At 37.0% G+C, this 22,169-nt stretch carries 20 protein-coding genes, 1 pseudogene and 1 riboswitch; of the genes and pseudogenes, 12 read left to right on the top strand and 9 right to left on the bottom strand.

Going from position 1 to position 22,169, the window contains the following annotated elements; genetic code table 11:
- Positions 1 to 8: 8 nt before the first annotated feature.
- Genes Q5794_RS05755 through Q5794_RS05765 form a run of 3 tightly spaced genes read left to right on the top strand, consistent with a single transcriptional unit; the run spans position 9 to position 3,276 of the window.
- Positions 9 to 1,166, top strand: coding sequence for a CapA family protein (locus Q5794_RS05755; protein ID WP_374988818.1), 1,158 nt, complete (start codon positions 9 to 11; stop codon positions 1,164 to 1,166).
- 4 nt (positions 1,167 to 1,170) lie between these two features.
- Positions 1,171 to 2,820 (top strand): gamma-glutamyltransferase, encoded by a 1,650-nt coding sequence (ggt, locus tag Q5794_RS05760; protein WP_374988819.1) that lies wholly within the window; start codon positions 1,171 to 1,173, stop codon positions 2,818 to 2,820.
- Between the two features lie 24 nt (positions 2,821 to 2,844).
- Positions 2,845 to 3,276, top strand: coding sequence for a peptidoglycan-binding protein (locus Q5794_RS05765; RefSeq protein WP_374988820.1), 432 nt, complete (start codon positions 2,845 to 2,847; stop codon positions 3,274 to 3,276).
- Positions 3,277 to 3,336: 60 nt separating this feature from the next.
- Here Q5794_RS05765 and Q5794_RS05770 read toward each other — a convergent pair whose 3' ends face one another.
- The 4 genes from Q5794_RS05770 to Q5794_RS05785 all read right to left on the bottom strand — a co-directional run bounded on the left by Q5794_RS05770 (position 3,337) and on the right by Q5794_RS05785 (position 6,586).
- On the bottom strand, positions 3,337 to 4,029 hold the full coding sequence (locus tag Q5794_RS05770) for a flagellin (protein WP_374988821.1): 693 nt from the start codon (positions 4,027 to 4,029) through the stop codon (positions 3,337 to 3,339).
- A gap of 230 nt (positions 4,030 to 4,259) precedes the next feature.
- Positions 4,260 to 4,901, bottom strand: a complete 642-nt coding sequence (gene pcp, locus Q5794_RS05775) for a pyroglutamyl-peptidase I (protein WP_374988822.1) — start codon at positions 4,899 to 4,901, stop codon at positions 4,260 to 4,262.
- 14 nt (positions 4,902 to 4,915) lie between these two features.
- Positions 4,916 to 5,881, bottom strand: a complete 966-nt coding sequence (locus tag Q5794_RS05780) for a DUF979 domain-containing protein (RefSeq protein ID WP_374988823.1) — start codon at positions 5,879 to 5,881, stop codon at positions 4,916 to 4,918.
- Positions 5,882 to 6,586 (bottom strand): DUF969 domain-containing protein, encoded by a 705-nt coding sequence (locus Q5794_RS05785; RefSeq protein ID WP_013055804.1) that lies wholly within the window; start codon positions 6,584 to 6,586, stop codon positions 5,882 to 5,884.
- Positions 6,587 to 6,961: 375 nt separating this feature from the next.
- Between Q5794_RS05785 and Q5794_RS05790 the strand changes: the two genes are divergently transcribed.
- Together Q5794_RS05790 and Q5794_RS05795 are read left to right on the top strand one after the other, a co-directional pair.
- Complete coding sequence (locus Q5794_RS05790; protein ID WP_374988824.1) at positions 6,962 to 7,873, top strand: zinc ribbon domain-containing protein; 912 nt, start codon at positions 6,962 to 6,964, stop codon at positions 7,871 to 7,873.
- 64 nt (positions 7,874 to 7,937) lie between these two features.
- The gene (locus tag Q5794_RS05795; protein ID WP_374988825.1) at positions 7,938 to 9,395 is read left to right on the top strand and encodes a zinc ribbon domain-containing protein; all 1,458 of its coding nucleotides are present in this window, start codon (positions 7,938 to 7,940) and stop codon (positions 9,393 to 9,395) included.
- Positions 9,396 to 9,490: 95 nt separating this feature from the next.
- Here the strand turns inward: Q5794_RS05795 and Q5794_RS05800 are convergent, their stop codons facing one another.
- A complete protein-coding gene (locus Q5794_RS05800) occupies positions 9,491 to 10,048 on the bottom strand; it encodes an HPP family protein (protein WP_252284778.1) in 558 nt (185 codons plus the stop codon).
- A gap of 233 nt (positions 10,049 to 10,281) precedes the next feature.
- On the opposite strand from Q5794_RS05800, the gene Q5794_RS05805 reads away from it, so the two are divergent.
- The gene (locus tag Q5794_RS05805; protein ID WP_374988826.1) at positions 10,282 to 11,073 is read left to right on the top strand and encodes a histidinol-phosphatase HisJ family protein; all 792 of its coding nucleotides are present in this window, start codon (positions 10,282 to 10,284) and stop codon (positions 11,071 to 11,073) included.
- Positions 11,074 to 11,117: 44 nt separating this feature from the next.
- Here Q5794_RS05805 and Q5794_RS05810 read toward each other — a convergent pair whose 3' ends face one another.
- Positions 11,118 to 11,243: an anti-repressor SinI family protein gene (locus tag Q5794_RS05810; protein WP_268587862.1), complete on the bottom strand. Its 126-nt coding sequence runs from the start codon at positions 11,241 to 11,243 to the stop codon at positions 11,118 to 11,120.
- Positions 11,244 to 11,262: 19 nt separating this feature from the next.
- Positions 11,263 to 11,355: riboswitch (cyclic di-GMP riboswitch) on the bottom strand.
- 237 nt (positions 11,356 to 11,592) lie between these two features.
- Here Q5794_RS05810 and Q5794_RS05815 point away from each other — a divergent pair.
- Positions 11,593 to 13,329, top strand: a pseudogene (locus Q5794_RS05815) (phospho-sugar mutase).
- 17 nt (positions 13,330 to 13,346) lie between these two features.
- Here Q5794_RS05815 and Q5794_RS05820 read toward each other — a convergent pair.
- The 3 genes from Q5794_RS05820 to Q5794_RS05830 all read right to left on the bottom strand — a co-directional run bounded on the left by Q5794_RS05820 (position 13,347) and on the right by Q5794_RS05830 (position 14,646).
- Positions 13,347 to 13,832 carry a VanZ family protein gene (locus Q5794_RS05820; protein ID WP_374988827.1) on the bottom strand — a complete coding sequence of 162 codons (486 nt, stop codon included), beginning with the start codon at positions 13,830 to 13,832 and terminating at the stop codon, positions 13,347 to 13,349.
- A gap of 122 nt (positions 13,833 to 13,954) precedes the next feature.
- Positions 13,955 to 14,083, bottom strand: coding sequence for a DNA-binding anti-repressor SinI (gene sinI / locus Q5794_RS05825; protein WP_328575119.1), 129 nt, complete (start codon positions 14,081 to 14,083; stop codon positions 13,955 to 13,957).
- Positions 14,084 to 14,292: 209 nt separating this feature from the next.
- Entirely contained in the window at positions 14,293 to 14,646 is a 354-nt protein-coding gene (locus Q5794_RS05830; RefSeq protein WP_374988828.1) for a helix-turn-helix domain-containing protein, read from the bottom strand.
- A gap of 1,877 nt (positions 14,647 to 16,523) precedes the next feature.
- Between Q5794_RS05830 and galU the strand changes: the two genes are divergently transcribed.
- The 5 genes from galU (at position 16,524) to Q5794_RS05855 (ending at position 22,138) form a co-directional block, all read left to right on the top strand.
- The gene (gene galU / locus Q5794_RS05835) at positions 16,524 to 17,405 is read left to right on the top strand and encodes a UTP--glucose-1-phosphate uridylyltransferase GalU (RefSeq protein ID WP_374988829.1); all 882 of its coding nucleotides are present in this window, start codon (positions 16,524 to 16,526) and stop codon (positions 17,403 to 17,405) included.
- 79 nt (positions 17,406 to 17,484) lie between these two features.
- Positions 17,485 to 18,117, top strand: coding sequence for a sugar transferase (locus tag Q5794_RS05840; RefSeq protein ID WP_374989199.1), 633 nt, complete (start codon positions 17,485 to 17,487; stop codon positions 18,115 to 18,117).
- 36 nt (positions 18,118 to 18,153) lie between these two features.
- Positions 18,154 to 19,590, top strand: coding sequence for a lipopolysaccharide biosynthesis protein (locus tag Q5794_RS05845; protein WP_374988830.1), 1,437 nt, complete (start codon positions 18,154 to 18,156; stop codon positions 19,588 to 19,590).
- Between the two features lie 41 nt (positions 19,591 to 19,631).
- The gene (locus Q5794_RS05850; protein ID WP_374988831.1) at positions 19,632 to 20,771 is read left to right on the top strand and encodes a glycosyltransferase family 4 protein; all 1,140 of its coding nucleotides are present in this window, start codon (positions 19,632 to 19,634) and stop codon (positions 20,769 to 20,771) included.
- A 38-nt stretch (positions 20,772 to 20,809) separates the two neighbouring features.
- Positions 20,810 to 22,138 carry a UDP-glucose dehydrogenase family protein gene (locus Q5794_RS05855; protein WP_374988832.1) on the top strand — a complete coding sequence of 443 codons (1,329 nt, stop codon included), beginning with the start codon at positions 20,810 to 20,812 and terminating at the stop codon, positions 22,136 to 22,138.
- Positions 22,139 to 22,169 lie beyond the last annotated feature (31 nt).

A 22,169-nucleotide genomic window follows, 5' to 3' on the forward strand; every position in this document is an offset into this window, starting at 1 on the left:
GTGATTTGATGGATAGAAAATTGGATTTTAAAGAAAAGTTATTGAAATTTATAAAAGTAACGAAGAAGAAAACGGATAAACATGTATGGATTACTTTATTTATCCTTGTGATTTTTATGTACGGAACCATTTTGCTAAGCAAACCAAGTGAAGCGATTGAAAATAACACAACAGATGATACATTGCTTAATGCAACAATGGTTGGAGATATCATGTTTGGACGTAATGTAGAAAAAGTGGCTAACCGTTATGGACAAGATAATTTATTTCGATACGTGAAGCCTTATTTTGAAAAAGCGGACTATTCAACAGGGAATTTTGAACATCCAGTTACGCTTAGCAAAAAGTACGCAGAGCAGGAAAAGTATATTCACTTGCAAACCGACGCACAATCCGTGAAAACTCTGAAGAATCTTAATCTGTCTGTTTTGAATGTAGCAAATAATCACTCGATGGATTATTTGGAAAACGGATTAAACGATACAATAAAGACGTTTAATAAGTCAGACTTGGACTTTGTGGGAATTGGAAAAAATATTAAAGACGCTAGTAAAATTAACTATCAAACAGTTAACGGAGTTAAGATAGCTACACTTGGTTTCACGGATGCATATGTTGCTGATTCAGCAGCTAATCAAAATAATCCAGGCATACTTCCTGCTAAACCGGAAATTTTTATTCCACTAATTGAAGAAGCAAAAGAGAATGCTGATTTAGTTGTGGTGCATGCGCACTGGGGGCAAGAGTATGACACGACTCCTTCTCCTAGACAAGAAGGATTAGCCAAAGCAATGGCAGATTCAGGGGCCGATATCATTCTTGGCCACCATCCTCATGTTTTGCAATCTGTGGATGTCTATAAAAATACCGTTATCTTTTACAGCTTAGGGAATTTTGTCTTCGACCAAGGATGGTCAGCATCAAGGGAGAGCGCACTTGTTCAGTATAAGTTAAAGAAAGACGGAACAGCTCGTTTTGAAATTACACCTGTACTTATAAAAGAAGCTACGCCGACTCCGTTAGGAAAGTGGGATACGTACTATAAAGAAAAAATCTTCAAACGTCTGACTAAAAGTTCTTCAAAATCACTTGCAATCAAAGAAGAAAATAATAAGTTGGTATTTACAGTCGACCACTCTCGGGTAGTAAAAAAAGGGGTTAACTGAAGAAATGAAAAGAAAATGGATGTACTCGCTGATCTTTCTTGCAGTTCTGCTAGTCGGCGGTTACGCAATTGTACAGCAGTTTAATAGTGAAACAGATAACAAGCTCTATAAAAAAATTAATAAATTTGAGTCTAGCAAGGAGATTAATCATTCTTCCGGAGGATACGGTGTAAGCTCTTCAAATCCGATAGCTGTTGAAGTCGGAATGGATGTGTTAGAAGAAGGCGGAAATGCCGTAGATGCTGCTATTGCCGTTTCTTATGCTTTAGGGGTCGTAGAACCTTATGGGTCTGGTATTGGCGGAGGAGGAGGGATGCTTATCCTTCCTGGCAACCAATCAGACAAGCCGGCTTTTTTTGATTACAGAGAAACCAGTCCTACTTCAGGGGGAGATTCCGAAGAAGGGATAGGTGTGCCTGGATTTGTAAAAGGGATGGAAACGGTCCACGAAAAATACGGAAGTAAAAAGATGGATCAGTTAATAGAGCCAGCTATTAAATTAGCTAATGATGGTTTTCCAGTCGGACAGCAGCTTGCAGAGCGTCTAAAAGGAGCACAATATCGTCTATCGGAAGATGAAATTCCTAACTTCTTTCCAGGGAACCAACCTATTGAGGAAGGTGAAAAACTCAAACAACCTGAGCTTGGAGAGACGCTTGAGCTAATTAAAGAAAAAGGTCCAGACGTGTTTTACAATGGAAAACTTGCAGAAGAAATAGCGGATGAAGTTCCAGGAATACAGAAATCAGATTTAGAAAAGTATTCTGTTGAAGAAAGAGAACCCGTTCAAGGAGAGTTTGCTGGATACGATGTTATTTCTGCACCTCCTCCGTTTGCAGGAATTACGTTAATACAATCTCTGCAAATGGCTGAAATATTACACATTGAAAAGACAGAAGAAGATACAGCACTTTTTACGCATGTAACTTCTGAAATAACGAACCGGGCAAATAGTGATCGCGTTAAGCATATTGGAGATCCTGCTTTCTCTGAAATAGATGAGAAAGAGTTAACGGACAAAGAATATTCTAGAGAGCTAGCACAAGATGTTTCCCTGAATAAGCTGTCTGAAAAGTATCAGCTTAAAGGAAACGATCTTGAAGAAGAGCATATTAGTACAACTCACTTTGTTGTAACAGACAAAGACGGAATGGTTGTATCCGTTACAAATACATTAAGCAACTTTTTTGGCTCGGGAGAAAATGTAGAAGGATTTTTCCTTAATAATAATCTAAATAATTTCAATAACATAAAGAGTTCTCTTAACTATTATGAGCCTGGAAAACGTTCACGAACGTTTACAGCACCTACTATTCTTCGAAAAGATAACGAGGTTATTGGAATAGGTACACCAGGAGGAAGCAGAATACCGATGATGCTTACGGAAGTTTTAGTGCGCCATCTTTTATTTAAGGAATCTTTACAGGACGCGATTGATGCACCTAGATTCTCGATAGAAAACAATCATCTTTATACCGAGTTCCAATACCCTACAAGTGTAAGAGAGGAATTAGAGAGAATGGGCTATGACGTAGAAGAGAAGAGCTCTTCTATCTATTATGGAGGCGTACAAGCTATCGTTATTGATCAAAAAGACAATGTTATCTATGGAGGGGCTGACCCTAGAAGACAAGGAACATGGAAAGTCAAATAAACACTTATTTTAAAGGAGAGTATAATGACTGTCGTAAGAAATCTTATTAAAATAATAGTTCCAATTATTATCGTCGCAGGATTCTTTTTTATCATGTCTAATTTCAAATACACGCAAACATTGAGTCTAGCAGAAGAAAAAAGGATAAAAGAATATGCTAGCTTAATGCAGCAAGCAAAGGCAAAAGAAGAAGACAAAACTCAAATTCTATCGCTTAGCAGTGTAGCTGCTCTTGGCAAAGGATCGGCGGGAGAAGAAGTTAAAGCAGTTCAAAAATCCCTAGGGCTTAACCCAGATGGTTTCTTTGGCCTGAAAACGGAACAAGCAGTAAAAGAATTCCAAGTGAAAAACGGTTACACAGCAGATGGCGTCGTAGGGCCTCAGACGTGGGATGCGTTGGTAAATCCGAGTAAGAATGCAGGAGATACAGCTGAATCTACTAGTAATAGCCTATAAATATTTATGTAGAAATAGTTAACACAAAAAAGAGCTTTCCTAGGAAAGCTCTTTTTTGTGTTAACGTAATAATTGAAGTACGTTTTGTGGCTGCTGGTTAGCTTGAGATAGCATAGCTTGAGAAGCTTGAGATAGAATTGAATTCTTTGTTTGTTCCATCATTTCTCTCGCCATATCTACATCACGAATACGTGATTCAGATGCTGTTAGGTTTTCAGATGAAGCATTTAAGTTGTTAATAGTATGCTCCAAACGATTTTGTTTAGCGCCAAGCTGAGCGCGTTCATCAGATACTTTTTTGATTGCTCCATCGATTGTTTCGATTGCAGTAGAAGAAGTACTTGCATCTGTTCCTAAGTCAAGGCCGTCAATCCCTAAGTCACTGGCTTTCATACTAGCAAATGTCACATCGATGGTTTGATCTTTGTTTGCACCAATTTGAAACGTAAAAGTTCCGCTGGTTCCGCCCTCACCATTTAACAGTTTTTGAGTGTTAAATTCTGTATCACCAGAAATTCTATCTACTTCGCTTACTAAATCATTTACTTCTTTTTGAATTTCCGCTCTGTCATCTGCTGTATTAGTATCACTACTTGATTGGACAGCTAACTCACGAACACGTTGTAAAATAGAGTGTGTTTCGTTTAATGCACCTTCACCAGTTTGGATCATTGATACGCCGTCTTGTGCATTGTTAGCTGTGTTGTACTGACGGTACGTGTTTAAAGCTGTAATGTTGTGATTAATTCTCATTTTCCTTACCTCCGTATAATGGTTTTACTTCTTGATTACATCCTTGTATACAAGAAGTGCCCCGACCTGGACAGGGATGATAATAGTCGAACATCAATTTTTTAATAGAATATGTTCATACTATATATCGGTTTATAAGAGAAGGTGTTTATAGTTTGTTTGAATTTATTTATAGAAATGTCATTGTCACAAAAAAAACCAGTTCTTTAGATAAGAACTGGTTTACATCTTCAGTGAGTAGCTCCGCCTGAAACTAAGATATCCTCTTTAACCAAAATTGTCGTCTTCACCACGCTAAGCAGCCCCTGCACAATCAAATCCAGCGACATACTCGCTTTCCCTGGGTGATGGACAGCTTGTTCAGGAAGGTATGGAATATGCACAAATCCGCCTTTAATCGAACAGTTTTGAATCATGTTCATGAGTCCGTAAAATACATGGTTACACACAAACGTTCCAGCGGTTTGTGAGACGCTGCTTGGAATGCCTGCTTGGCGCAGACTTTCGACAGCTGCTTTGATGGGCAGTGTCGAAAAGTATGCAGCAGGGCCGTTTTCGATAATAGGACGATCAATAGGCTGCTGGCCGATGTTATCAGGAATGCGTGCATCGTCTACATTAATGGCTACGCGTTCTACCGTTAAACCTTCTCGGCCGCCTGCTTGTCCAACGCAAATGACGATGGAGGGACTTATTTCTTCTATATAAGTATGAAGCTTTGAGAGTGATTCACCAAAAACAGTAGGGAGAGGCTTAGCAATAATTCGGTAGTCTTCAACAGCAACACCGTCTAAAGTTTTTACAGCTTCTAAGGACGGGTTAATGCTTTCGCCTTCAAATGGTTCAAACCCGGTTAATAATACAGTCGTCATTCTATTAATCTCCTTTAAAAGTGATATACAAGGTAGTACATCAGCAACGTATTAATCACAAAAACTGAAAGAGCAATTGGCACTTGTGCTTTAATGACTGCGTTTTTGTCTTTCAATTCAAGCAGCATGGCAGGCACGACATTAAAGTTCGCTGCCATCGGTGTTAAAAGCGTTCCGCAGTAACCCGCAAACATCCCTAACGCGGCCATAATAGCAGGGTTCCCTCCGTGCATATGTACAATCAGTGGAAGTCCAATGCCTCCGGTAATCACAGCAAACGCCGCAAACGCATTTCCCATTACAATCGTAAATAGCAGCATCCCGAGGCAGTAAGCAAGCACAGCAACAAACGCGTAGTTAGTCGGCAGTACGTCACTTACAATATCCGAGACTACTGTTCCAACGCCTGATTTTGAAAAGATGCCGCCAAGCGCTGCGAGCATTTGCGGTAAAATCACCGCCCAGCCGACTGCTTGAAGCAAACGGCTTCCTTCTTTAACAGGCACGTCCATTTTCGCCTTAGTAACACCAAGTGAAGCGATAAAGGCAATGACAGCTGCGATTGCTAGTGAAATTAACGTGACCTTTTCTGGGTCAATTAACGCCCAGTTTCCAAATTTAATTTTGCCAAAAAGAAGAGTACCGATAATCGTAAAAATAGGAATAAATAAAGCTGGTAAAAAGATTTTGTTTTTTAATCTTTGCGCGTGCGCCACTCGTTCTTCAGCAGGTGTTTGCGCTTCATTAGATTTGGTCACGCGATTAAACGAAGCAAGCAGCACCATGATAATAACTAAGCACCCTACATAAAAAGACGGAATCACGTTGCCAAATAAAAACGTAATAGAAAACAGCGCCCAGAATAGGGAAGATCCTAAACGGTTAGGATGGTTAGGGTCACGTGCAATTCGAATCGCGATAAAAGCGACAATAATACCGAGTAAGTAGTAAATCGTATCAAGTGTCAGGATGCTTTTCATTTAGCTCGCCTCCGTCTTTGAAGATGATGTTGGTTTGTGCTTCGTCATTTTTTTGTGAATACGTCGGTCTAATTGACGGAAACGAATAGCGCTGATTACTAAAGCTGATATTGCAGTGGGAATACCCCAAAGCGCCATATCCCAGACGTCTACGTGAATGCCTACTGAGTCAAAGAAACCTTTCATTAAGAGAATTCCACCCGTTGCGATAAAGATATCTTCTCCGAAAAACCAGCCTGTATTTTCAGCTGCCGCTGCGTGAGCGCGAATATCTTCTTTTACTTTAGGAGGAAGCTCTCCGTATTTGGCACGAGCTGCGCCTTCAGACATAGGTGCAACTAACGGACGCACGGATTGAGCATGTCCTCCTATATTTAAGCCGACTGCGGCTGAGATTTCACGTATAAAAAGATATATAAGTAAAACATTTCCAGAAGAAGCGTTTTTTGCTTTTTTTATCAGCACTTCCGCTTGTTCTTTCAGCCCGTATTTTTCCAACACGCCGAATATAGGAAGAGTAAGTAAAATAGCCATAGACATATAGCGATTATCTACAAAGAACTGGCCGAACATCGTAATCACTTCATGGAGCGATAAGCCTGATACAAGACCTGTCACGATGCCTGCGACAGTCACCACAAGCAGTGTATTTAGACGAAATAAAAATCCCACTGCCACTAGCAAAACCCCAATTAATTTCAACATAAAAAATCCCCCTTGAGTATGTATAAATCGTGCTGTGAATTCACCTCCAATGCTTTTCTAAAAAAACAAAGATGTCTTGAGTATAAACAATTCTGAAAATTAAAACAAGATAGTTAAGGCATAAAATAGTTTTATTGGTGAACCAAAAGCATAAAAGGAAGGTTTATATGCAACATGCATGTAGAAATAAAAGAAAGAATTCTGCGAAGAAGTTTGGGTAGAAACTTTTTAAGCTGATCTGCTGAAAACACCTCTCCTGAAATACCAAAAATGGTGTATAATGCTAAAAGGTATGAATATAGAATTATATAGATTACATATAGGTAAATCTATATGACTATATTTTAAACAATTTATTGAAGGAGGAAGAAGTATTTGAATTGTTCAAATTGCGGTCATTTTAATGATGGCGGGAAGTTTTGCGTGAAATGCGGTTATAAATTACAAGAAGAGGCAGCTGTAAGCCAGGCGGCAGCAGCATCTGAATACCAGCCTCAACACCAGCCGCAAACAGCGTATGTGCCTCAACAACCTAATCAGCGTGTTCGTCAGGCGAAAAAGGTGTCAAAATCATTTTTTAGTTATTTTGCAGAAGGGATTAAAAACCCAACAGCTACAGCACAAGCAGCAGGTGAAAGCCAATTCGTTAATGCTCTTATCACAGTCATTCTTTATGCTCTTAGTATACCTATTATGCTGTATGCAGGCTGGAAGCTATTGTTGATTCAATTTGTTCGAAGCATGTTCAAACTGCCTGTTATAAGTGCAGAGATGGACCCATCTGATATAGAGGAATTTAATATGGGCATTAATTTTATAAAAGCGACAGACATCAATAGTATTATTCATTTTAATTTTACGGACTTTGTCTTTAAGCAAGGGATTCTCATTTTTATTGGACTCGCGGTTATTATTGGAGCCACATACATTGCAGCAAAGTTTGGAAAAGTAGACGTTTCCTTTAAAGAATTTTTCTCACGCTTTGGCACGTTTTTGATTATTCCAACAGCACTTCTTTTAATTGGGCTTGTGCTTGCATTTCTCCATGTTGAATACTTTTCTTATTTTATGAATTTTGGTTTATTGAGTATTTTCCTTGTGGTTCCATTTACGATTGCTAGCTTTAAGCAAAGCGGAACAAATGGGCTTGATCGTATCTATAGCACTCTTACTGTGTACGTAGTAATTACGATTGTGCTGACGTTCATTGCGAATGGTTTAGGAGAAGAAGCCAGAACCATTATTACAAGAATGGGAGACAGCACTGAATTGAATGATCTATTTTAAGTCGACAGAAAGCATCGTGTACAGCGGTGCTTTTTCATACCATTATGAAAAAGGAGTGTAGAAATTGGGATATTGTAGAGAGTGTGGACATCAGTTAACAAATGAGCATGAATTTTGTCCAGAGTGTGGACATCCCGTCGAAAGGAAAGCGGCTTCTAGTGAAGGAGCAGAATCAAAGCGTTACGTAGAATCTGCATCACCTTCAGTAAAGGAAGGGAGAGAATCGATAAAACCTCCAAATAAAAAAACAAAGGTTGTTGCGATTTCAGTTATAGCAGCAGCTGCTATACTTGGCGGCGCTTATTACGGAATAGATAAAACAATGATGGTGCCTAAAGCAGTATCAGAACAATTTATTGCTTCAGTAAAGGGCAATGATGTTGATAAAGTAAAACAATATGTAAATGATGGTCAAATTCAACTAGAAGCCAACGATGAGCAAACAAAATCATTTATTACATATTTGCATGAAAATCCGGATGTAATGAAATCAATCTCTGAAGGGTTAGCGGCAGATAGCAGAGCGCTTGAAGCAGGAGTCCCAAGCGAAGATCACTCTTCATATGCTAAGCTAGAACAAGACGGAAAGAAATGGGGAATCTTTGATCATTACACGGTACAAGTAAACCCTGTATATGCAAAAGTTCAGTCTACAGAAGATGCGACAGCGGTATATATTGACGGTAAAAAAGCTGGAACGGTAAGCAGTGACTCTTCTAAAAAGATTGGGCCGTTCTTACCTGGGACACATGCCATAAAAGGTGAAGTTCAAAATGATTATGGAAAAGTTGAAAACGAACAAGAGATTGACGGTACCAACGGAGAAGATGTGAACGTTGAGTTTGATTGGTCAGATCATGCAGTATACGTTTCTTCAGATTATGATGACGCGACGCTGTTCGTTAATGGTAAAGACACAAAAACAGAAATTGGCGATATTGATTATCTAGGTCCACTGCCAATGGATGGTTCTGTAAAAGTATATGCAGAACGCAAATTTGATTCTGGAGAAAAGAAAACGGAAGAAGTGTCAATCAAAAAAGGAATGGAAGATATTGCGCTTAATTTTGACGAAGAAAATACGGCAGAAGCATCAGCTCCTTCTAAGGAAGAACAGTCGGGTGACCAAGATTCAAAAGCTGATTCTGGAATATCTACTAGCGAGGTTTCGAGTTTTATTGAACAATATATGTATGCTACAATTTCATCAATCAACAGTGGAGACTTCTCTATTGCAGAGCCGTATATCGATTCTAACGGACCAAAATACAAGGAACAAAAAGAGTATACAGCTTACCTAATCAAAAAAGGAATAACAGAAGATTTATTAAGCTTTAATGTAAATAGAGTAACAAAACTTGATGATACTATGTATAAAGTGTATACAACAGAAGAGTATGATATTTCGTACGGAGACGGATCTGTTAAATATAAAAAATTCAATAGTATTCATAAAGTAAAAGAGTTACCTGATGGAAGTCTAGGGGTTTACCAGCTTATTAGTTCAACTGAAGTAAAGTAAAAGCTACTAAATGGACCCTGAAACAGCAAAAAATATATTGTAAGGAAAAACAAATAAAAAAGACGTCTTCTATGAGGAGACGTCTTTTTTATGTATTAAACCCAATACCTGGGATACTGCCGATCTTGAAATAAATTATTATACACCGTAGAAATCAGTACAACCACACATGCACAAAGTATAATAACCCCTAAAAATCCCCAGCCGGCTCCTGTGTTAATGGCTACAATCGCACTAGCCGCCGCGGGAGGATGAACGGTTTTGGTAAGAATCATTAAAATAAGAACAAACGCAAGCACAATCGCAATCGTGATAAGACTTCGATGAAATAAACTCCAAATGATAAGTGCTGAAACCGTTGCGAGCAAGTGCCCTCCAAGCACGTGACGAGGCTGTGATAAAGGGCCTTTATGAGCACCGAAGACAAGCACGCAGCTTGCGCCAATCGGAGCAAGCGCCATTGGATACCCAAGTGCGAGTGCAATCGAGCTGCTGATGATAATCGCAATTAAGCCTCCTAAAGAAGAAACGACTGCATCTCTGTAATTAATTTTCGGTTCTTCTTTTAGTTCTCCTTTCATCTTTTTCGTATAAGAGCTTAAGTAAGACAGAAAGGGGCTTTTGCTTTGAGAAAAACTCTTTTCAATTTCCATTTCTTATTTCCTTTCTCTTTTGTAAGTAAAAGTTGTTTGTCAAGTTGTATGTCAGAACATCTGCTATATTAAGTTAGTTTATAAGAAAAAAAGGATTACTGGAAGAGGAAAAACGTCTTTTTTTATTGGAAATACTTTTTATGACCGAACAAAGGCGGGATAGGAGGGGAAAAGGGTCTCTATGTGCAGGGAAGGCAAGAGAAATGTATAATAAACCTAGAGGTGACTAAATTATGTATCTAGTAGACTATCATCATCATACGAACAATTCATTTGACTCACAGGCAGTCATGAAAGAAGTTTGCGAGCAGGCTATAAAAAACGGCGTAAACGAAATTTGTTTTACCGAGCACTTTTCATTAAATCCATTAGTGCCAACGTATGGTCATATGGATTTTAATAAATATGAACGAGAACTAGCGGAATGCAGAGATCAGTTTCAAGATCAGCTAGTGATTAAAAAAGGTATTGAGATTTGTGAGCCGCACTATTTGAAAGAGAAGTATCAAAAAACAGTGAAGCAGGAGAACTTTGATTTTATTTTAGGGTCGGTTCACAATATTAATAACATCAAGCTTCGCAAGCATTTGGAGCTGAATGACAAAGAAGCGATTTACCGAGCTTATTTTAATGAAATGTATAAGCTAGTAAGCGAAGCGGATATTGATGTTTTGGCTCATTTAGATTTAATGAAGCGCTATGCGTTTGAGCAATACGGCATTTACGAATTTCATCAATTCAAAGATATTCTTGCTGATATTTTGAAAAAAGCGATTGACCGAAATATCGGTATTGAAATTAATACATCAGGCATAAGAGGGAAGCTGGGCGAAGCGCTGCCGGCACTTGAAGTCGTTCAGCTGTACCGTGATTTAGGCGGAGAAATCTTAACGATTGGATCTGATTCACACTTTGCCGAAACCGTAGGAGCTCATATGAAAGAAGCGGTTGAAATGGCGAAACAGTGCGGATTTACGGAGATTTATACATTTGATCAACGTGAGGCAAAAGGGATTAAAATATAAATAATAGTAAAAGCACGCTTCAACATAGAAGAAGCGTGCTTTTACTATTGGTTGTTCTTATTCGTTAATAAGAATTCTCGGACTTCTTCTATTTTTAATCCGAGTTCATGAGCCGCTTTTAATAGATCAATCCATTCTTGATCTACTGCTAATTTTTCATTTGTGTTCATCACTATTCATCCACCCTTGTCAGGGAACTCAGCTATCGTAGCATGTTTTAAACATAGCCTTAGACCTGAAGCTTTGCGTCACTGCTTTTCAGCAGCTTTGCCTTTATCTGAATAAATTTTTTAAATAACTATTATTATTTTAGTAGAAAGCAATTAGAAATAGTGTCGAAATAGGGCGAGTTTCTAAAAAACATTTTATATCCATCTTTATATCCTAACTTCAATGAATAGTAAAATGATTGAACTTGAAAGTGATGTTTTTTTCTAATTCGCATTTTGTTATTCATAAACAGTTCATAAATAAGGTTCACAATAAAATAAAGAAAACATAGGACAGGGAGAGATGAATATGAACTGGGTGAATACATATAAGGTATGGAGAAACTTTAGAGACTTGCAGCCGGAATTAAAAGAAGAGTTGCAGCAAATGACAAAATGGCAGCTGAAAGATGCTTTTTACACACAATTGGCATTTGGAACAGGAGGCATGAGAGGAGAGTTAGGACCCGGCCCCAATCGCATGAATATCTATACAGTTCGAAAAGTAACCAAAGGGCTGGCGAAATATATTGAAAAGCAAGGAACCGATGCTAAAAGAAGAGGTGTCGTCATTTCTTATGATTCCCGTCATCAGTCACAAGAGTTTGCGCTAGAAGCAGCTAAAACACTGGGTGTACATGATATTCAGACGTACGTATTTGAAGAGATGCGCCCAACACCTGAATTGTCTTTTGCCGTGCGCTATCTGTATGCTTATGCAGGGATTATGATTACCGCAAGTCATAATCCCGCCGTTTATAACGGATATAAGGTATATGGACAAGACGGTGCACAGCTTCCGCCAACAGCCGTAGATGAGATAATTTCTTATATGAATAAAGTTGAAAATGAACTCCATATTCCCGTACAAGATGAACACGTGATGCTGAAAGAAAACGTATTAAGCTACATTGGAGAAAATTTGGATCATGTGTATGTGGATTACGTCAAAGGTCTACAGCAACAAGCAGAGCTACTAGAAAAAGAGAAGCTGCAGATAGTGTATACGCCGTTGCACGGTACGGGAAGCAAAGTTGTTCCCAAAGCCCTCCGTGCATTTGGGTTTACAAACATTACATTGGTCACAGAGCAAGCATCATCTGATCCTGACTTTTCAACTATAGCATCACCTAACCCTGAGGATTCAGAAGCTTTTCAGATGGCCATTCAGTATGGAAAAAGAACAGGAGCTGAACTGTTGCTGGCAACGGACCCTGACGCCAACCGTTTAGGAATAGCCGTAAAAGATCCTATGGGAGGGTATAGGCTTCTGACTGGCAACCAAGTTGGTGCTTTGCTGCTTGATTACTTATTAACACAAAAGCAGAAAAAAGGCGATCTCGATGGTAACAGCGTTATACTGAAAACCATTGTAACATCAGAGCTAGGGAGAGTAATTGCCGAAGACTTTGAGGTGAAGACCGTTGATACATTAACGGGATTTAAATATATTGCGGAAAAAATTGAGGAGTATAGTAAAAAAGAGATATATACATTTCAATTTGGATATGAAGAAAGCTATGGCTATTTAATCGGAGGCTTTGTGAGAGACAAAGATGCCGTACAGGCAGCGGCGATAATTACAGAAGCAGCAGCTTACTATAAATCTATTGAAAGCTCTCTTTATGAACGTTTGATGGTACTCTTTGAAACATATGACTATTACGAAGAAGCTCTTTCTTCTATAACCATAAAAGGACAAAAAGGTATCGAGCAAATTAACGATATCTTAACGGATTTACGAGATAATCCGCCTTTAGAGTTTGGAACCGTACCTGTTACAAAGATAGAAGATTATCAAAGCAAAGAGCGCATATATACAGTAGAAGAGACGTATGAAACGATTGATTTACCAAAATCAAATGTACTGAAATACTATTTGCAAGATAGTTCATGGGTAGCTGTTCGTCCTTTGGGAACGTAGCCGAAAATTAAGTTTTATTTCGTAGTAGCAGGCAGCAGCATGACAGAAAGTAAAGGAAGAATAAAAGAGCTTCAACAAGAGGTATTTAAGAGAGTAGGTGTAAATAAAAACATAAAAAAATGAACCCTGATTTAAAGGGCTCATTTTTTTATAATAGAAGAACTATATTCATTTCGCTTTGCTTTTCTATGCTTTGTTTTATTTTTATATAGAAGAAACAAAAACAAAGCGCCTCCAAATGAATCAATGAGTACATCTACAATCCGGCCGTCTCGACCAATAATAAAAGCTTGGTGAACCTCATCCAAAAAAGCAAAGGAAGCAAGCAATAGTCCTGCTTTTACATAACGCCCAGGCTTTTCTTTTAAGTTCCAGTAAATTAAAACAGCTAATACACCAAAGAAGGAAATATGAGCAATTTTACGAAGGATAAATTCTAGATTAAATCCGTAGCTGTAGGAAGTGTAAAACTCACTGCCAGGTTTTAAAATAGACCAGAGCGTAGCATTATGGTCCCAAACAGAGGAGTTACTCCAGCTGCTTGGAGCTGTGACCTGTAAATGAGGTGTGTGGGAAAAATGGGCGATGCCAAGCATCATTAATATAACAGCGATTTTTTTTATCATGATGACATTTCCTTTATTTTACTTGATTGTATTAGCTTAAGAAAAAAAAGAGAAAAAAGCAAGAAATTTAAGGGCTGATAACAAATTTTTAAATAATCTAATATAAAAGAAACAAAATTCAGCTAATTTTGTTTACTTTCTTGAACAAAATTCTTTACCTCATCAATCGATAAACCCATCTCATAGGCTTCTTTCATGAGTAAAATCCACTCTTTCTCTAAATCTACTTTTTCTTTTAATTTGTCAGTCATGATTATTCCTCCCCAGACCTTAAGGAGTAAAGCTGTCGTGGTTGAAGAAGCTCTCGATACTAGCCTTACTTACTTTTATTAACAATTATACAAACAATCAATTTTACTTTGCAAATATTATGCAGAATATAGTTATAAAGGATTATTTATACGTCAATAAGAATAGGTGAAAAGAAGTTAATCAGAGTATTGTCACGCAGTGTTTTTACTTAATGCTTAGAATCCTTCACTGCCTGTAGATTTTTTTTGAAGGACAGGTACTGGTAGAATTCAATAAAATCCTCTTTTGTCATGCCCTGGCCTATAGCTTTGCTTAATAACTCCATCCATTCTTCCGTAATATAGGGATTAGCTTCGATATGTTCATTTGTTTCATCAATTAAATAGTCAACACTTGTGCCCAAAGAAGCAGCAATTTTATGAAGCATTTGTAAGGAAGGGTTTGAGTTTGAACCTTTTTCAATTTGTGAAAGGTAGGATTTTGATATTTGTGCTTTCTCCGCTAGCCTAGTAATAGAATAACGTTTTTGCAGTCTCATTTCTTTAATGCGATCACCGATCACGTGAAAACCTCTCCTTTATATGTAGCGTCTGTTGTTCATTATAAAGGGTTTTTTTGCGTTTTCAATATGAAATTATTGAAAAAATAACATTTAATTCAAGGTTATGTTCTTCTTAAAGAACAATTTAGGGTTTTATCCGCTTTTTAGTGATAGTTCTAACCTTTTATATTTAAGTTATAAAATAACCTTTTTATATATAACTATATATCTTTTAGAGAATGTTAGTAACTGATCAAGGAGAAAAAAATTAAAAATTATTCAATTTTATTACAAAATTTAGATATCTTAATTTTTGACACTAATTTAGTATAAAGAAAAATTACTAAATTATAGTGGAATCTCAAACGTAAAATTTAGATAAAACTTTAAAGTCTTAGCCAATGATATGACGATAGCTATGCTTGGCTATTCTGCTTCCATATTTAAATAGGTGAATAGATTTAATTATGAGATTAATTCAATCTGCAAAGGATCAAATAATAATTGGCAGGTTACATTTTATTAATGATAACCTGTTTGGTCTTACATCCCTTTATCTTGTGTAGTAGAAGTAGAAGAATTAATTTAGAAAGAAATGTTCTAATTTAAATTTAAGATCAAAAAATAGGCCGGTTTGTCATTTTCAAAGTTATTAAATTACCTCCTCAGATATTAGAAACGATTGTGGAAAATGAGATAAACATTTTGTCTTAGAACAATTAGAGACATGCTTGAGAAGCCTTCTGAGTTGAGTGTGATAGAAGTTATTATTTAGATAGTGAAAAAATTATAGAATTAAGTAATGTTAAAAAGAATTAAACAGAAGATTAAAATTTTAGTTGTAACACTTGTTTTTTAATATTAAGAACGTGAGTTGATTTAGTAGAAGGGACGGAAAGGCTGTTAGAAACTTGCATTAGTTTGCCTGTATTATTATAAATAAGCTAAGTCATTGAAAAGTGTTAAAACAGTGGCTTTTTTGTTCTTAGCAATTTAAATAACTTTCTGATTACAGTAACATTATAAAATTTCACTATGTTGACTCAATTTATATTAGGTCTTTGGTATTAGTTCTAAAAACATAGTTATTCGTTTGAAGTCGAATATGACAAAAACAGTAACTTTATAGGAGTAAGGTATGATAACGCTAACATTATACTTTGCCGAATATTTTCTTATAGGATAAAAAAATTTAGAAACAAGCCTCTAGACCCAAGAAAGTAAGACTGTTTATTGGTAATATTTCATTAAAGGAATAAATATGAAAAAATATAATTTATTCCCTCGGATAAATTATATTGATTTTAATATTATACAATTAATAGAAGAGTATTTATGGTAGTTATCAACTCTATTTAAGGAGTTAAAGAGAACATAATAAGGCAATAAAAGGGCATGAAGAATGTTTCGACAAAATAAGATATTGAAACTATATTTTTCTTATGCTAACATAAAGTGTATTTTTGGGACTTTTGGATCAGGTAACGATATTTTCTTAGTTAAATTAATATATTTTATTTCCTTTATAGTTGAATATACTTAAATTAATTTGGTAAGTGTCTGAGACCGGGTAATTAAAAGATAGGTATATTAATTTTAATAATTGAAAATTCTTCTAACAATCGGTCGGAAAAATCGGAATTTTTCATTTTGTAAGATACCCTTACAAGTTTATTACTTTATAAAAAATATATAGTATTATTTAACAAAATATATAATGTTTTTAGTAATCTAGGTGATATCTCCCAACCTTTATCAATGGAGGTACTCGATTATACTGTGGGTGCTTGAATAACCTTAGACGCATGTCGTCAAAAGTATGGTGTGAGGGGGGTTAAATGCCCACTTTTATTAATAATTACCTTTTTATCTATTTACAGAGGAGGAAATATTCTATTATGAAAAAAGTAAGAAAAGCTATTATTCCAGCTGCAGGGCTGGGAACAAGGTTTTTACCGGCTACAAAAGCAATGCCAAAAGAGATGCTGCCTATTGTCGATAAGCCAACAATCCAATACATAATTGAAGAAGCAGTAGAGTCAGGTATTGAAGATATCATTATTGTAACGGGAAAAGGAAAGCGTGCAATTGAAGATCATTTTGATTATGCACCAGAACTAGAAAACAATTTAATAGAAAAAGAGAAGTTTGATTTGCTGGAAAAAGTTCGCCAGTCTTCTAACGTAGATATTCACTATATCCGTCAAAAAGAGCCAAAAGGCCTTGGACATGCGGTTTGGTGTGCACGTAATTTTATTGGGGACGAGCCCTTTGCTGTATTGTTAGGGGACGATATTGTTCAAGCTGATACACCTTGCTTGCGTCAATTAATGGATGAATACGAAACAACATTATCATCTGTAATCGGTGTTCAAACAGTTGCAGACGATCAAACTCACCGTTATGGAATTGTTGATCCTATTTCAAATGAAGGCCGTCGTCATCAAGTAAATACATTTGTGGAGAAGCCAGCAAAAGGAACAGCACCTTCAAATCTTGCTATTATGGGACGCTATGTATTCACACCAGAAATTTTTAAATTTTTAGGAGAGCAGGAAATTGGTGCAGGCGGGGAAATTCAATTAACGGATGCGATTCAAAAGCTAAATGAAATCCAACGCGTATTTGCTTACGACTTTGAGGGCAAACGTTATGATGTGGGTGAAAAATTAGGCTTTATCCGTACAACGCTTGAATTCGCATTAAATCACGAAGAACTGCGTGATGATGTGCGCAATTTAATCGATGAGCTTGCTCAATTAAATACTGTAAAACAATAAGGGCGAATGGGAGGGTTTGTTTTTGAGCGCATCAAAAGTAGCACAAAGTAAATCATCGGTTTCGTACCCAACTCAGAACATAGAAGCGGTTGTTCAACAACAATCTGTTTCTTACTACATGGGAAAACGGATGATCGATATTTCAGGTGCATTAATTGGAATTATTTTGTTATCGTGGGTATTTCTTATCATTGCAATTGCTATAAAAGTAGAAGACCCTAAAGGGCCTGTCTTTTTTCGTCAAAAGCGAATTGGGAAAAATGAGAAAGAGTTTCATATGTTTAAGTTTCGTTCCATGGTTTCTGACGCTGAAGAACGACTAAAAGATTTGCTAGAGCAAAATGAAACAGGAAGCATCATGTTCAAAATGAAGCATGATCCTCGTATCACAAAGATTGGACGTTTTATTCGAAAAACCAGTTTAGATGAACTGCCTCAGCTTTGGAATGTATTAAAAGGGGAGATGAGCCTAGTAGGTCCAAGGCCTCCTTTAGAACGAGAAGTGAACCAATATTCTGAATACGATAAACAAAGACTTCTTGTAACACCAGGTTGTACAGGTCTTTGGCAAGTAAGCGGCAGAAGCAATATCGGCTTTGAAGAAATGGTGGAGCTTGATTTGCAGTACATCCAAAAACGTACGATTGGATACGACATCAATATCATTTTAAAAACAGTCGGCGTTTTATTTGGATCAAAAGATGCATATTAAACGAACGATTAAATTCAGAAATAAATAGGTGAAATTATGTCTTCTTCAATGTCTCGTAATACTATATGGTCGTTTTTGAGTATTGTCGGCGTTCAGTTCATTAATATTATGACCAATGTAGCATTAGCCAGAATCCTGAGTCCAGAAACATTTGGGATTTTAGGGATGGCTATTGTATTCGCTGGATTTGCATTTGTGGTGCAAGAGGCTGGCTTAAACTCATATTTAATCTTTAAAAAAGGTGATATTCAAAAAGTTGTCTCTACTACTTTTTGGTTGAATATCATTTTTTCTATTGTCATCGCAGGAGCTCTGTACTTTAGTTCAGGGGCTATCGCTGATTTCTATCGCGATACACACGTAATTATCATTTTACATTTTATTTGTATAGGGATTTTAGTAGGTTCGATTGGAAGTACCCATCGAGCGCTGTTAATGAAAAATAATCAATTTAAAGATGTGACAAAGGTCGATATCTTAGCTGAGGTAGTATCAAGTATCGCTGCTATTATCCTAGCACTCTATATCAACGGGTTATTGGCAGTATCAGCGAAATATGTATTTAGACCGTTCATTCAATCTTTAGTTGTCTTTAAATACTCTAAATACCGTATTCAATTTGCTATCTACATGGATGAGTTGAAGGACTTGTTCTTGTATAGCGCAAATGTACTGGGTTCTCAATTATTTATGTATATGAATAACAACGTAGATTTCTTTTTAGTAGGGCGTTTTTTAGGAGATAAAATCTTAGGAATTTATACACTAGCTTTTCAGTGGGGAGCACTAGCTAGATATTATCTTTCAGGAGCTGTGATGAGGGTTGTCTTTCCAGAAGTATCCAGACAGCAAGACGATCCTAGCAAACTAAAAGATATGTATTTAAACGTCGTTTCAAAATTAGCCTTTATTACACTTCCAATTTGCTTCGGTTTAGCCCTTGTGGCACATGAGTTTATTTATGTCCTGTATGGAGAGAAGTGGATGGACGTTGTGCCTGTTCTTCAGTTGCTGCTCATAGCAGGGGGAATATCTTCTATCAGTGTAGTAGGAGGACCGGTGCTGCGAGGTATCGGGCGACCTGATTTAGAAATGAAGCTTAGTGTATTTTCTTTTGTTTCTTTTACGGCGTTAGTTCTTATTGGAGTAAAGCATGGCCTTCTAGCAGTTGCTATAGCAGAATGCTGCCGCGTTGTTCTTGTAGAGACAACAAGATTATGGCTCATCAGAAAGCATTTAGGTGTATCTGTACGAGCTGTATGTAAGCAATTGCTGCCTACTGTGCAATCGTTAGTGCTCATGATTATTGTACTATATGGAATGAATTTGTTAGAGATTGAAATAAACGTATTGATTCTATTTGTACTTAAAATTGCAATTGGTGCGGCTGCTTATATTGCCGGTTCGTTTATCTTTAATAAATCCCAGTCTAAATGGATTCTTAACTACGTTAAAAAGAAACAAGCAGCATAAACTTTTGTCGTTAAAAAGAGGGAGAGCATGAAAAAAAGATATTGATTGTCAATAGCTTCTATTTTCCTACCATCGTAGGAGGAGCTGAAATTTCAACTCAATTGCTTGCAGAGGGGTTGTCAGCGGATTACGAAGTGCATGTATTAACAACGGGTGAACAAAAAAAGAAAGTTTTTACAGAGGTTATTAACGGAGTTACGGTGCACCGTTTGCCTTCATTAAATATCTATTCGCCTTTAGATCGAAAAGATAAAGGAACTTTGAAAAAGTTAACCTGGCATTTTATTAACATGTATCAGCCGGCTCAGGCGAAGTTACTGACTAAAGTGTTAAAAGAAATTAAACCTGACCTCATTCATTCTCAGAATTTAATGGGGATTGGGACTTATCTATGGAATATCTGCAGCCGGCTATCTATTCCAATTGTTCACACAACGCGTGACTATGCTCTTATTGAGCCCGTTAATAGTGGTGTGGTTAATCGCTTCATTCACAAGGTCAACGTAAAAAGAAGCTTGAACGTAAAAAAAGTGGTTGGTATTTCAAATTACATTTTAAAGTATCATCAAGATCATCGATTGTTTCAACGCTCCGACGCAGACGTTATTGGCAATGTAGTAAATGCTGAACGTTTTGATCGTAATCCAAGAGTAGAGGGTGAGCCTCTAACGGTAGGGTACTTCGGGCAAGTGGCATCTAACAAGGGTATCATGATGCTGGTAAATACAATTCGAGAGCTAGATTCTTCGATTGTGAATAAGTTGGTCATTTGCGGTACAGGAGATCAACTTGACGAAATAAAAGAAATTGCTAAGACAGATAGCAGAATTGTAGTAAAAGGAAAAGTTTCTCAAGAAGAAGTATATCAGCAGATGGCCAGTGTAGATGTAACCGTCGTACCGTCAAAATGGGCTGAGCCTTTTGGACGGGTGATTATTGAATCTTATCAGCAGGGCACTCCTGTTCTTGCCACAGCTGTAGGTGGAATTCCCGAGTTAATTCCTGAAAAAGATATGTTGTTTGAAAGAGAAAATATAGAAGAGTTAAAAGAAAAATTAATCTTTATCCAAAAAATGTCGCGCAAATCATATGAAAAGTTAGTTTCTGATAGTTACCAAAATTCAGTTAAATTCAGAGACAATCTTGTAGATTATAAACGCGTGTATGAGAAAGTAATGTAATAAGTGTTATAAAGGCACGCATGTAGGAGGAGTATAACATGAAAATTAGTGTGGTAGGAACTGGATATGTAGGGCTTGTAACAGGGGTATGCCTATCGGAAATTGGCCATGATGTTACGTGTATTGATACAGACATCAACAAAATTAACAAAATGAGACAAGGGCAATCGCCCATCTACGAACCAGGCTTAGCTGAGCTAATGGTTAAAAATATTAACGAAGGTCGCTTGCATTTTACAAATGTCCATAAAGAAGGCTTCGAAAATTCAGAAGTCGTGTTCATCGCAGTAGGAACACCTCAGCTTCCGGACGGTTCTGCTAATTTGCAATATATTGAAGCTGTGGCAGAGCAGATTGCTCAAGAGGTAACAAGTGATGTGGTTGTTGTAACAAAAAGTACGGTACCAGTAGGAACAAATTATCGAGTAGAGAAAATTATCCGTGAAAATCTTAAAAATGACGTAAAAATCAGCATTGCTTCAAACCCTGAGTTTTTACGTGAAGGTTCAGCGGTTCAAGATACATTTAATGGGGATCGAATTGTTGTTGGAACAGATGACGCTGAAACAGCGGCTATTCTTGAAGAGATGTACAAGCCGTTAAAGATTCCAGTATTTAAAACAGACATTTCAAGTTCTGAAATGATTAAATACGCATCGAATGCATTTTTAGCAACGAAAATTAGCTTTATTAACGAAATTTCTAACATTTGTGAAAAGCTAGGGGCCAATGTAGAAGATGTAGCAAATGGTATGGGCTATGATCAGCGCATTGGACGAAACTTCTTAAATGCGGGAATTGGTTACGGAGGGTCATGTTTCCCAAAAGATACACATGCATTAGTACAAATCGCGGGCGGAGTGGAGCATGATTTTGAGTTGCTTAGATCTGTTATTCAAGTAAATAACAATCAGCAGCGTCTAATGGTAGATAAGATTGTTTCTAAATTTGGCAGTTTAGAAGGAAAAGTTATTTCATTATTAGGTCTGGCATTTAAGCCAAATACTGATGATATGCGTGAAGCAGCTTCTATCGTTTTAGCAAAAGAATTAATTGCTCAAGGAGCTAAAGTGAAAGCATACGATCCAATTGCTATGGCAAATGCAAAATCACTTCTTCCAGAAGCAGTTACTTACGAAGAATCAGTCTCAGGTGTTCTACAAAATGCCGATGCAGCAGTAATTGTAACAGAGTGGGATGAATTTAAAAATATGAACTTAAAAGACTTGCATACAGTCATGAACGAAGCAGTTGTTTTTGACGGACGTAATTGTTTTGATGAAAAAGCCGTAACAGAAGCAGGTATTGAATATCATTCTGTTGGTCGAAAATCTATTTACACTTCTAAGTCATTAATTAATTCCTAAGAGGTAAGAAGGTTAATTGCCTTCTCTCTTT

This window comes from Priestia megaterium (assembly GCF_041941685.1).
Lineage (GTDB): Bacteria > Bacillota > Bacilli > Bacillales > Bacillaceae_H > Priestia > Priestia megaterium_C.